This is a genomic window from Loktanella atrilutea (assembly GCF_900128995.1).
GTDB classification, from domain to species: domain Bacteria; phylum Pseudomonadota; class Alphaproteobacteria; order Rhodobacterales; family Rhodobacteraceae; genus Loktanella; species Loktanella atrilutea.
Genome location: NZ_FQUE01000003.1, coordinates 218,267 through 229,651, shown reverse-complemented (window position 1 = coordinate 229,651; position 11,385 = coordinate 218,267). Strand labels below are relative to the sequence as shown.

Genomic DNA, 11,385 nt, shown 5'->3' with positions numbered 1-11,385 from the left:
CCATGAATATCGACGATCTGATCGCCATCGACATCCACACGCATGCAGAGGAACCCTGTTGCACCCCCCGCGACGACGGCTACGACCAGTTTCAGGCGGGGATGGCGAAGTATTTCAAGAACCCTGCCGGTAAGGACGGAATGCTGCCAAGCGTGCAGCAGACAGCCGAATATTTTCGCGAACGGAAGGTTGGCGCGGTGATCTTTCCGGTGGACGCAGAGCGGGAAACGGGCTTTCGCCGCTATTCCAACGAAGAGGTCGCGCAGCTGTGCGCCGAGAACGACGATATTCTGATTCCCTTCGCCTCTGTCGATCCGCACAAGGGCCGCGCGGGTGCGCGAGAGGTGCGCAGGTTGGTCCGCGACTTCGGCGTGAAGGGCTTCAAGTTCCACCCGACCATGCAGGGGTTTTTCCCCAACGACCGCGAAGCCTGCTACTCTGTCCTCGAAGCCTGCGCGGAAGAGGGCGTCATCACTCTTTTCCACACCGGGCAGACCGGTGTCGGGGCCGGTATGCGCGGCGGCATGGGGATGCGGCTGAAGTATTCCAACCCGATGCACCTTGACGATGTGGCGGCGGATTTCCCGGACATGCCGATCATCGCTGCACATCCCAGCTTTCCCTGGCAGGAAGAGGCGCTGGCCGTCGCGACACATAAACCCAATGTCTACATCGATCTGTCAGGCTGGTCACCGAAGTATTTTCCCGACATCCTCGTCAAGTATTGCAACACAATGCTGAAACACAAGGTTCTGTTCGGATCTGACTGGCCCGCCATCACGCCCGACCGCTGGTTGAGGGATTTCGAAGACCTGCCGATCCGCGAAGAGGTGCGCCCGCTGATCCTGAAGGAAAATGCGCGCAAGTTGCTGAAGATGTGACGCATGGTGCAGAACGGCACTTGAGGATCTAGATTGCGGCGACAGGGCCTTGGGAGGGGACATGCCATGAGTTTGCCACCGGTGGACGATGTGACGACGATCGACAGGCTCGATGTCGATCCCTACCCGGTCTATACAAAGATGCGTGCAGAGACCCCCGTGGTGCGTGTGGCATCGGTCAAACGCATCTTTCTGACGAAGGCGGCGGAGTGTCGTGCGGTCAAGGACGATCCCGAGACATTTTCCAGCGACGATCCCAATACGCCGATGAGGCCTGCCTTCGAAGCACATACTCTTATGCGCAAGGACGGGGCGGAACACAAACGCGAACGGGACGCGATGATGCCGGCCTTCGGCCCGAAGCCGATCATGCAGGTCTGGCAGCCGCTTTATCGGCAAATCGCTGCGGAGTATATCGACCGGCTGCCCAAGGACGGCATCGTCGACCTGCACCGTGACCTGTCGGAGCCGGTGGCCAGCCGCATCCTTGCCCATATCCTCGGCATCCCCGAGGCGACGGACGAGGAAATGGCGCGCTGGTCCCAGACACTAATCGACGGCGCGGGTAATTTTGGGTGGCGCGATGCGCCCTTTGCCGCGACAAAGATCGTCAATCAGGAAATGAATGCCCTTTTCGGGCGCGAAGCGGAGCGGCGGCGCGCCGATCCGGACGTCTCTGCCCTGTCAGTCATGGTAAATGCCGACGACCCGATAGAATGGTCGCAGATCGTTGCCAACATCAAGATCGCCATCGGTGGCGGGATCAACGAGCCTCGGGATGCGCTTTCCACGATCGTCTACGGCCTGCTGACGAATCCGGACCAACTTGAGGCCTTGAAGGAAAGCGGTGACTGGGGTGCCGCATTCGAGGAAGGCATCCGCTGGGTGGCCCCCATCCAGGCATCATCGCGCCTCGTCATGCATGACACGGAACTGGGCGGTCATACGATCCCGAAGGGAGAGACGGTTATGACGATTCAGGCCAGCGCGAACTGGGACGAGGACATATATGACCGACCTGAAAGGTTTGACGTGTTCAGAAGTACGACCCTTCATCAATCCTTCGGTTTCGGGCCCCATCACTGTGCGGGGGCACATATCTCTCGCCGGACGGTGGGGGCAGTGATGCTGCCGATGCTCTTCGAACGCTTTCCTCGCATGACCCTGCCCAATCCGTCCGTAGTGCAATGGCGCGGTTTCGGTTTCCGTGGGCCGATCAATTTACCCGTGCGGCTGAACGGGTAAGGAAACGGCGACCCGAAATCGCAATGCCGTCAGTGATGTCGGCGAGGATGGCATCGCCCAGCGCTGCACCGTCACGACGATGCAGCGCATCGAGGATCTGCCGATGTCGATCCTGCACGTAGTATTTCAGACCCTGATCCACGACCTGACGCTGGAATGGCCCGAGTTGCAGCCAGATGCTCTCGATCACGGGCATGGCGGTCTGGTGCGGGTTCACGGTATAAAGGCGGCGGTGGAAGGCCTGGTTGTTCACCGTCAGCCCGGTCTGGTCACCTGCCGCGATGGCCGCATCGCAGGCGCGGTCGAGGTCCGCCATGTCGGCGATGGCTACCTCGGACACGTAAGGTAGGGCGCGGCGGGCGGCATAGACCTCGACCGTGATGCGCAACGACAGGATCTCTTCGAACCGCTGTGGCGTCATGGCTGGGATGCGCATGCGTCGGTTTTCCAGCATCTCGATCGCGTGTTCCGATGACAGGCGTCTGATTGCCTCGCGCACGGGGGTCTGACTGCACCCAAGGACCTCTGCAAGTCCACGCAGGGTCAAGGTACTGTCCGGTGCAAAGGCTCCGATCATGATCGCTGCGCGCAGGCGCTGATAGACGCCTTCGTGATCTGAAATGCCCGGGGGCAGAGCAATGTCGGGGATTTCGGTCATGACACACGATTTTCCATCTGGTTACGGCAGTTTAGCAACCGTGCGAATTGACTCAAGAATAATATGATCATATTGCTGATGAGATTATCAAACTGATCGAGAGTTACTGAAAATGGACAAGCCCGCCGACCTTCAGTGGCTGAACGACCAGACCGACATCGAAAACATCTTTGCCTGCATCTGCGACCTCAACGGCACATTGCGGGGCAAACGGGTCGATGTCGGGCAGGCCGAGAAGATTTTGAACGGATCTGTGCGGATGCCGCTGTCGCTCGCGGGTCTCGACATCTGGGGCGAGGATATCGAAGTTTCTGCGTTGGTGTTCGAGACAGGCGACGCCGACGGCGTGTGCCAATACACCGGACGAGGCATCCTGCCGATCAACTGGACGTCGCGCCCCACCGCGCTGATACCCCTCACTCTCTACAACGAGGACGGTCGCCCCTTCATGGGCGATCCGCGTCATGCACTGGATGCCGTCGTTCGGCGCTATGCTGAAAAGGGGCTGACACCCGTGGTCGCGACGGAACTCGAATTCTATCTGGTCGATCCGACCGAGACGATTCCGCTGCCGCCCCTGTCACCGGTCACTGGCAAGCGGCTGGACAGCGACGGTGCGCTCTCATTAGACGAACTGGAGCATTTCGACGAATTTCTGAACGACGTCTACGAAGCCTGTCATGCGCAGGGAATACCGGCTGATTCGGCAATTTCCGAAAACGGCGCCGGCCAGTTCGAGATCAACATGCGCCACATCGGCGACGCGCTGCGCGCCGCCGACGACGCGGTGCTGTTCAAACGGCTGGTGCGGGGCATCGCCCGCAAACATGGCTTCGCCGCAACCTTCATGGCCAAGCCCTACGGCGATCGGGCGGGCAGCGGCTTTCACGTTCACTTTTCGTTGGAGGACGAGGCGGGCAACAACGTCTTTGACAACGGTGGCGAGGAGGGGACGCCGATCATGATGCACGCGGTTGCGGGTTTGCTGCACACGATGCAGGAAAATGCATTGGTCTTCGCACCGCACGAGAATTCCTTCCGACGGCTGCTACCGGGCACACATGCGCCGTCGTCGGTCGCATGGGGGTATGAGAACCGCACGGTGGCCGTGCGCATCCCCGGCGGCCACCACAAGGCGCGCCGGATCGAACATCGCGTAGCGGGGGCGGATGCGAACCCGTATCTCGTGCTCGCTTCCATCCTTGGGGGTGCGCTGCTGGGGATCGAGGGCGCGTGGGAGCCGACGAAGGCGCTGGTCGGCGACGCCTATGCGCAGGAGAAGGAACTGGCACACCTGCCGCTGGACTGGGCGACGGCGATCCAGGCCTTCAAGAACGGCGCGCATATCCAGTCGATCTATGCGCCGCGCCTGCAGCGGATGCTGGTCGACTGCAAGCGGCAGGAACAGCACCGGTTCAACCGGCATGTGACCGAATTCGAATACGATACCTACCTGGAGACGGTGTGATGACCCATCCCTATGCTGGCAGCGGCGCGCACACGGGCAGCTACTATGCCGCCTCGGCCAATCCATCGCCCGACCGGCCCGCGCTGAAGGGAAATATCGAGGCCGATATCTGCGTCGTCGGCGCGGGCTATTCCGGCCTGTCCACTGCACTGCATCTGGCTGAAAAGGGCTACTCCGTCATCATAGTCGAGGGCGCTCGTGTCGGCTGGGGTGCCTCTGGTCGCAATGGCGGGCAGATCGTGAACGGGCTAAATGCCTCCTTGCAGACGATCGAGCGGCGGTATGGGCGCGATACTGCGACGTTCGTCGCCGGGGTCGTGCAGGAAGGCGGAGAGATCATTCGCCAACGCGTGGCTAAATATGGCATTCAGTGCGACCTGAAGCCCAACAACGTCTTCGTCGGACTCACCGATGCCCACATGAAAGAGCTCGAGGCAAGGCAGGCGCTATGGCGCAGTTTCGGTATCGACAATCAGGTCATGCTGGACCGTAACAAGCTGCGCGACCACGTGAAGAGCGATCTTTATGCCGGGGGCCTGATGGATCGGACGGGTGGCCATATGCACCCCCTGAACCTTGCGCTGGGCGAGGCCGCCGCGTTCGAATCCTTGGGCGGCAAAATCTACGAAATGTCGCCGATCCTGTCGGCTGACACCCACGCCAAGCAGCCTGTGGTAAAGATCGCTGATGGTCAGGTCACTTGCAAGACACTGGTGCTGTGCGGAAATGCCTATCTTGGCAACGCCGTGCCGGACCTGTCTTCGCGCGTTATGCCGGTCAGCACGCAGGTCATGGCGACAGAACCGCTGGATCCAGCCGTGGCGGAGGAGCTGATGCCCGGCGACGACTGCATCGAGGATATCCGCTACATCCTCGACTACTACCGGCTGAGCGCGGACAAGCGGATGCTGTTCGGCGGCGGCACGGTCTACGGCGGCAGTGATCCCAAGGACATAAAGTCCAAGCTGAAGAAGAACATGGACAAGGTCTTTCCGCAGCTGCGTAGCGCGAGAATCGACTACGCCTGGTCGGGCAACTTCGCGCTGTCCTTCAGTCGGGTGCCGCAAATGGGCCGCCTTGGCGACAATACCTACTACGCGCACGGCTATTCCGGTCATGGCGTCACCGGGTCGCACCTTTTCGGACGCATCTTGTCGGAGGCGATCGACGGCGATCTTAGCCGGTTCGATGTCTTTGCGGGCCTGAAATGGTATCCATTCCCCGGTGGACGCGCCTTGCGCGTGCCCTATTCGGTCATGGGATCCTGGTATTACGGGATCCGGGACAAGTTGGGCCTCTGATCAAGCCCTACCAACCGGTGAGCCTCAACATCTTGGTGCGATCCGCATCCTGTTTGATGACAGCGCCATCCAGTCGTCGACGGTCATCATAGTTACCGACTCGGAGTCACTCAGTTAAGGGCAAAGTCGGGCGGTGGAGCACTGGAGCATGATGGGCAATTTGGGCAAACAGAAAGCGGCGCACCGCCTGTTCGCGCGGTGCTGCATGTACGTCGCGGTGACAGTTGAGCCAGTAGCTGCGCCGCAGTCGTACGACGTCGCCCAGAACGGGCTGTAATCGCGGATCGCGGCTGCCGATGAAATGCGGCAGAACGCATAGCACCAATCCCTCTTGCGCAGCGGCCTGCTGATTAAAGATACTGGAACTTTTGAAGCTCGGCCGCAGCCTAGGGTGGACATCACCAAGGTAGTCGAGGCCCGGCGCATAGATCATGTCCTCGATATAGCCCCCAAAGGGATGATCCAGCAGGTCGGCCCGGGTCCGTATCGGCGCGGCCTGCGCCAGGTAGGACGGGGCACCGAAAACGCCAAGCGTGTAATCAGTCAGCTTTTCGCTGATGAACGTGCTTGCTTTGACGGGGTCGAGCGTGATCGACATCTCCGTCTCGCGCCGGGACAGAGAGATGATCTGCGGCAGTGCAATCAATTCAAGAGCAATGCCAGGAAACTGCGCAACGAAGGCGGGCAGCATGCACTGGCTGAAGTAGCTGCCGAAGCCTTCGGGCGTCGCGATCCGCATCAGACCTTGTTGTAGTGGTTCCTCGCCTGCGAGATCGGCGTGCAACTGGTCAGCCTGCGCTGCCATCCCCTGTGCCGAAACGATCAGGCTACGGCCATGCGACGTCAATTCATATCCCTTGGGGTTGCGCTCGAAAAGGCGCAGGCCCAATGCACGTTCCAACCGGTCGATGCGACGCGATACAGTGACATGGCTGGTGCGCAACCGGCGGGCTGCGGTCGTCAGTTGCCCAGTTTCAGCCACGGAGAGGAAGAACCGCAGATCGTCCCACGCGAAATCAGGCATGTTTGCGGTAACACCTTCTTATGTTCGGAAACGTACAAAAGCTTTACGGATTAGTTGGTTTCTGAACACTTGTGTCAATACGATTTTGCTGTAACCCTTTCGTCAACAGATCCGCTGAGGAGAGGGTCTGGCAGATCAAGCACAACCAGATCTGTCCCGGCGGCACTCACACGCGCGCGGGGCATCTATCGGACTTGGTATCGTGCACAACAGGGAGAGAGACATGAATAGACTCATCATGACGACCGCACTGGTCGCGGCCGGCGCCATGCCGGCCTTTGCGCAGGAAGTATCGGACAACGTCGTCAAGATCGGCATCCTGAACGATCAGTCGGGCGTCTACGCCGACTTTGGCGGCAAGGCGTCCTACGAAGCCGCATTGATGGCGGTCGAGGATTTCGGAGGCACCGTGCTGGGCCAGCCGATCGAGGTCGTGACCGCCGACCACCAGAACAAGGCCGACATCGCGTCGAACATCGCGCGCCAGTGGTACGACACCGAACAGGTCGACGCGATCATGGAGCTGACGACTTCCTCCGTGGCGCTTGCCGTTCAGGCGCTGTCCAAGGACGCCGACAAGATCACCATCACCACCGGCGCCGCGACGACGGAGCTGACCGGTGCGCAGTGCGCGCCCAACAGCTTTCACTGGGCCTATGACACCCACGCGCTTGCCGTGGGCACTGGCGGCGCGCTGGTCGATCAGGGCGGCGACACCTGGTTCTTCCTGACCGCGGACTACGCCTTCGGCTACTCGCTGGAAGAGCAGACGACGGAATTCGTGGAATCCAAGGGCGGCACGGTCGTAGGCTCGGTCCGTCACCCGCTGACCAACCCTGACTTTTCAAGCTTCCTGTTGCAGGCACAGGCCTCTGGCGCCAAGGTCATCGGCCTCGCCAACGCCGGCCTTGATACACAGAACGCCATCAAGCAGGCGGCCGAGTTCGGCATCGTGCAGGGCGGCCAGCGTCTGGCAGCCCTGCTGTTCACGCTGGCAGAGGTCAACGGTCTGGGTCTAGAGGCCGCACAGGGCCTGAGCCTGACGGAATCTTTCTACTGGAACCGTGATGAAGCCTCTGCCGAATTTGGCAACCGCTTCATGGAGCGTACGGGCGTCATGCCGAACATGGTGCAGGCCGGCACCTATTCAGCAGTGCTGCAGTACCTGAAGGCGGTCGACGCCGCTGGCACCGATGCGACCGAAGCCGTCTCCGCCAAGTTGCACGAGATGCCTGTGGACGACGTCTTTGCCCAAGGCGGCACGGTCGGCGCGAACGGACGCCTCTACAAGGACGTCTACCTGATGGAAGTGAAGAAGCCCGGCGACAGCGATATTCCGTGGGACTACTACAACGTCCTGCAGACGATCCCCGGCGACCAGGCCTACATCTCGCCCGAAGACAGCGGCTGTCCGCTGGTCAACGGCTGATCGGGGCCAAGGTCCATGCAAGCCATGCCTGTGACATCACAGGACCAGCCGCGGGTGGTATTGTCCGCCCGCGGCCTCGGCAAGGATTTCGCCGGATTCACGGCCGTCAACGGCGTGGATCTTGACGTCGAGCACGCGCGCATCCACGCGCTGATCGGCCCGAACGGAGCAGGCAAGACCACGGTCTTCAATCTGCTGACGAAGTTCCTGCAACCGACCCGCGGCAGGATCATGCTGCTGGATCAGGATATTACCAAAGTCAAACCCGACAAGATCGCCCGTATGGGCCTCGTGCGATCCTTCCAGATCTCTGCGGTCTTTCCGCATCTGACCGTGCTGGAAAACGTTCGTATCGCATTGCAACGACCCAACAAGCTGGCGACGCAGTTCTGGTTGCCGCTGTCGTCCCTAGACAAGCTGAATCCTCGCGCCGAAGAGCTCATCGCAGACCTTGGCCTGAGCCAATACCGCGACACCCGTGCCACGGACCTGTCTTATGGCCGCAAGCGCGTTCTGGAAATCGCAACGACGCTGGCGTTGGATCCCAAGGTGCTGCTGCTGGACGAACCCATGGCGGGAATGGGCGGCGAGGATGTCGCCACTGTCGCGTCGATCATTGCCGACGTTGCAAAAACCCGCGCCGTGCTGATGGTCGAACACAACCTGTCCGTTGTGGCCGACATTGCCCATCACGTCACGGTCCTGCAGCGGGGTGAAATCCTCGCCTCTGGCGACTACGAGACCGTGTCGCAGAACCCGCAGGTCCGCACCGCCTACATGGGAACGGAGGATTAGATGGCCCCCCTTCTGAACGTCGCCGGGCTGCAAGCCTGGTACGGCGAAAGCCATATCCTTCACGGGGTCGATCTGCATGTGAACGCGGGCGAGACGATCTGCATCCTCGGCCGCAACGGCATGGGCAAGACGACCACGCTGCGGTCGATCATGGGGATCCTGTCGAAGCGCACCGGCAAGATAGAATTCGACGGCGCCGACCTGATGAATGTCACCCTGCACAGGACAGCCCGCGCTGGCATCGGCTTCGTGCCCGAGGAACGCGGCATCTTCGCGACCCTGTCGGTGCAGGAAAACCTGATGCTGCCGCCGAAGGTTGCCGATGGCGGTATGTCGGTGGACGAGATCTATAACCTGTTTCCGAACCTGAAGGAACGTCGCAATTCGCCGGGCACGAAGCTGTCCGGCGGCGAGCAACAAATGCTGGCGATGGCCCGCATCCTGCGGACCGGGGCCAAGTGCCTGTTGCTGGACGAACCGACCGAGGGGCTCGCCCCGGTCATCATCCAGGCGATCGGCGACGTGCTGCGCGAATTGAAGAAGCGCGGCATGACCGTGGTGCTGGTGGAACAGAACTTCCGCTTTGCCTCGAAGGTGGCTGACCGCTTCTACGTCATGGACCACGGCAAGATGATCGCCGAATTCCCGGTGGCCGACCTGCCGAACCAGATGACGATGCTGAACGAAACACTGGGGGTCTGACGATGACGACGATTTTCGGCTACCCGCTGGTGGTCTGGATGGGTCAGCTGCTGCTGGGCCTGATCAACGGATCTTTCTATGCGATGCTGTCGCTGGGCCTTGCGGTGATTTTCGGCTTGCTGCGGGTCATTAACTTCGCCCATGGCGCGCTCTACATGCTGGGCGCCTTCGTCGCTTTGCTGATGGCGACGCATCTGGGTATCAATTACTGGTTCGCTCTGGTTCTCGCCCCGCTGGTCGTGGCCGCAGGCGGTGCCGTTGTCGAACGCACGATGCTGTCGCGGCTCTACAAGCTCGACCCGCTTTACGGTCTGCTCTTCACCTTCGGCCTCGCCCTGCTGATCGAAGGCACCTTCCGCTACTTCTTCGGCGCCTCCGGCCAGCCCTACGCTGTCCCCGGCGCGCTGGCCGGAGGCATGAACCTCGGCTTCATGTTCCTGCCGATCTATCGTGGCTGGGTCATCGTCGCCTCGCTTGTCGTCTGCCTCGCCGTGTGGCTACTGATCGAAAAGACGAAGCTCGGGTCCTATCTTCGTGCCTCCACCGAAGATCCGGTGCTGGTGCAAAGCTTTGGCGTGAACGTGCCGCTGCTGCTGACGCTGACCTATGCCCTCGGCGCAGGTCTGGCGGGGCTTGCCGGTGTCTTGGCAGCACCAATCTATCAGGTGTCGCCGCTGATGGGCACAAACATCATCATCATCGTCTTTGCCGTGGTCGTGGTCGGCGGCATGGGATCGATCTTGGGCGCGATCGTCACCGGCTACCTTCTGGGTATCGCCGAAGGCCTGACCAAGGTGATTTACCCCGAGGCGTCGAATATCGTGATCTTTGTCATCATGGCCATCGTGCTGATCTTGCGACCGGCCGGCCTGTTCGGAAAGGACGCCTGACATGACAGACGCGACACATACCACATCCTCGACCTTCACAGGTGCCCGTCATCTGCGGACCGTCATGCTGATCGCGATCCTGATCTTCCTAATTGCAGCACCCTTCCTGTTCTACCCGATCTTCGTGATGAAGATTCTGTGCTTCGCCCTCTTCGCCGCGGCGTTCAATCTGCTACTGGGCTACACCGGCTTCTTGTCCTTCGGGCATGCGGCCTTCTTCGGCGGGGCCGCCTATTTCACGGCACATGCGATGAAGGAATGGGGCACCACCCCGGAGGTCGGCATCCTGATCGGCGTCGCGGGCGCAGCGGCGCTTGGCCTTGTCATCGGGCTGATCGCGATCCGGCGGCAAGGCATCTACTTCGCCATGATCACCCTCGCGCTTAGCCAAATGTTCTTCTTCTACTGTGTGCAATCCGCTTGGACGCATGGCGAGGACGGCATCCAATCCGTTCCTCGCGGCCACCTGTTCGGCCTGATCGATTTGAACGTCACGACCAACATGTATTTCTTCGTCCTCGCGGTCTTCCTCATCGGCATCGGCATCATCTGGCGTTTCGTCAATTCGCCCTTCGGCATGATCCTGAAGTCGATCCGCGAGAACGAGCAGCGTACCGTGTCCCTTGGATACGCCGTAGACCGTTACAAGCTAGGCGCCTTCGTGATGTCGGCGGCCCTTGCCGGGTTGGCTGGCGGGCTGAAAGCCATAGTCTTCGAATTCGCCACCCTGACCGACGTGGCCTGGCAGATGTCGGGAGAGGTCATCCTGATGACCCTGCTTGGAGGTATCGGCACCATGATCGGTCCTGTGGTCGGCGCGAGCCTGGTTGTGACCTTGCAGAACGAGCTGGCGACGTCCGACTTCCCCGTCACCATCGTCACCGGACTCGTCTTCATGGCCTGCGTCCTGCTGTTCCGCCGTGGTCTTGTCGGCGAGTTCTATGCATCCCGTCTGGGACGCAGGCTCGGTTTCCGGCCGGAACAGTAGGGCA

11 protein-coding genes are annotated in these 11,385 nt (G+C 60.8%); 9 read left to right on the top strand and 2 right to left on the bottom strand.

All coding sequences use genetic code 11. The features are described 5' to 3' along the window. Positions 1-2: 2 nt before the first annotated feature. Both BUA54_RS08910 and BUA54_RS08905 read left to right on the top strand, forming a co-directional pair. The gene (locus BUA54_RS08910) at positions 3-881 is read left to right on the top strand and encodes an amidohydrolase family protein (protein ID WP_072856892.1); all 879 of its coding nucleotides are present in this window, start codon (positions 3-5) and stop codon (positions 879-881) included. A gap of 66 nt (positions 882-947) precedes the next feature. Further along, complete coding sequence (locus BUA54_RS08905; RefSeq protein ID WP_072856891.1) at positions 948-2,126, top strand: cytochrome P450; 1,179 nt, start codon at positions 948-950, stop codon at positions 2,124-2,126. Here the strand turns inward: BUA54_RS08905 and BUA54_RS08900 are convergent. Next, complete coding sequence (locus tag BUA54_RS08900; RefSeq protein WP_072856890.1) at positions 2,098-2,784, bottom strand: GntR family transcriptional regulator; 687 nt, start codon at positions 2,782-2,784, stop codon at positions 2,098-2,100. The two genes, BUA54_RS08905 and BUA54_RS08900, sit on opposite strands and share 29 nt — an antisense overlap. Positions 2,785-2,896: 112 nt before the next feature. On the opposite strand from BUA54_RS08900, the gene BUA54_RS08895 reads away from it, so the two are divergent. Then, positions 2,897-4,252: a glutamine synthetase family protein gene (locus BUA54_RS08895; RefSeq protein ID WP_072856889.1), complete on the top strand. Its 1,356-nt coding sequence runs from the start codon at positions 2,897-2,899 to the stop codon at positions 4,250-4,252. Next, positions 4,252-5,553 (top strand): NAD(P)/FAD-dependent oxidoreductase, encoded by a 1,302-nt coding sequence (locus tag BUA54_RS08890; protein WP_072856888.1) that lies wholly within the window; start codon positions 4,252-4,254, stop codon positions 5,551-5,553. Before BUA54_RS08895 ends, BUA54_RS08890 begins: the two co-directional genes overlap by 1 nt. Positions 5,554-5,659: 106 nt before the next feature. Here the strand turns inward: BUA54_RS08890 and BUA54_RS08885 are convergent, their stop codons facing one another. Next, on the bottom strand, positions 5,660-6,577 hold the full coding sequence (locus BUA54_RS08885) for a LysR family transcriptional regulator (RefSeq protein ID WP_072856887.1): 918 nt from the start codon (positions 6,575-6,577) through the stop codon (positions 5,660-5,662). A gap of 223 nt (positions 6,578-6,800) precedes the next feature. Between BUA54_RS08885 and BUA54_RS08880 the strand changes: the two genes are divergently transcribed. Genes BUA54_RS08880 through BUA54_RS08860 form a run of 5 tightly spaced genes read left to right on the top strand, consistent with a single transcriptional unit; the run spans position 6,801 to position 11,381 of the window. Beyond that, positions 6,801-8,006 (top strand): ABC transporter substrate-binding protein, encoded by a 1,206-nt coding sequence (locus tag BUA54_RS08880; protein ID WP_072856886.1) that lies wholly within the window; start codon positions 6,801-6,803, stop codon positions 8,004-8,006. 15 nt (positions 8,007-8,021) lie between these two features. Further along, complete coding sequence (locus BUA54_RS08875; protein WP_072856885.1) at positions 8,022-8,801, top strand: ABC transporter ATP-binding protein; 780 nt, start codon at positions 8,022-8,024, stop codon at positions 8,799-8,801. Next, the gene (locus BUA54_RS08870) at positions 8,802-9,503 is read left to right on the top strand and encodes an ABC transporter ATP-binding protein (RefSeq protein ID WP_072856884.1); all 702 of its coding nucleotides are present in this window, start codon (positions 8,802-8,804) and stop codon (positions 9,501-9,503) included. It begins immediately after the preceding gene. 2 nt (positions 9,504-9,505) lie between these two features. Further along, positions 9,506-10,393, top strand: a complete 888-nt coding sequence (locus BUA54_RS08865; protein WP_072856883.1) for a branched-chain amino acid ABC transporter permease — start codon at positions 9,506-9,508, stop codon at positions 10,391-10,393. Between the two features lies 1 nt (position 10,394). Then, a complete protein-coding gene (locus BUA54_RS08860; protein ID WP_072856882.1) occupies positions 10,395-11,381 on the top strand; it encodes a branched-chain amino acid ABC transporter permease in 987 nt (328 codons plus the stop codon). The last annotated feature ends 4 nt before the right edge of the window (positions 11,382-11,385 follow it).

What these genes read in the sequence shown, in the direction of transcription:
- BUA54_RS08880 (WP_072856886.1), top strand. Translation starts at nt 6,801, where the DNA reads ATGAATAGACTCATCATGACGACCGCACTGGTCGCGGCCGGCGCCATG.
- BUA54_RS08890 (WP_072856888.1), top strand. Translation starts at nt 4,252, where the DNA reads ATGACCCATCCCTATGCTGGCAGCGGCGCGCACACGGGCAGCTACTAT.
- BUA54_RS08910 (WP_072856892.1), top strand. Translation starts at nt 3, where the DNA reads ATGAATATCGACGATCTGATCGCCATCGACATCCACACGCATGCAGAG.
- BUA54_RS08895 (WP_072856889.1), top strand. Translation starts at nt 2,897, where the DNA reads ATGGACAAGCCCGCCGACCTTCAGTGGCTGAACGACCAGACCGACATC.
- BUA54_RS08865 (WP_072856883.1), top strand. Translation starts at nt 9,506, where the DNA reads ATGACGACGATTTTCGGCTACCCGCTGGTGGTCTGGATGGGTCAGCTG.
- BUA54_RS08900 (WP_072856890.1), bottom strand. Translation starts at nt 2,784, where the DNA reads ATGACCGAAATCCCCGACATTGCTCTGCCCCCGGGCATTTCAGATCAC.
- BUA54_RS08905 (WP_072856891.1), top strand. Translation starts at nt 948, where the DNA reads ATGAGTTTGCCACCGGTGGACGATGTGACGACGATCGACAGGCTCGAT.
- BUA54_RS08860 (WP_072856882.1), top strand. Translation starts at nt 10,395, where the DNA reads ATGACAGACGCGACACATACCACATCCTCGACCTTCACAGGTGCCCGT.
- BUA54_RS08870 (WP_072856884.1), top strand. Translation starts at nt 8,802, where the DNA reads ATGGCCCCCCTTCTGAACGTCGCCGGGCTGCAAGCCTGGTACGGCGAA.
- BUA54_RS08875 (WP_072856885.1), top strand. Translation starts at nt 8,022, where the DNA reads ATGCAAGCCATGCCTGTGACATCACAGGACCAGCCGCGGGTGGTATTG.
- BUA54_RS08885 (WP_072856887.1), bottom strand. Translation starts at nt 6,577, where the DNA reads ATGCCTGATTTCGCGTGGGACGATCTGCGGTTCTTCCTCTCCGTGGCT.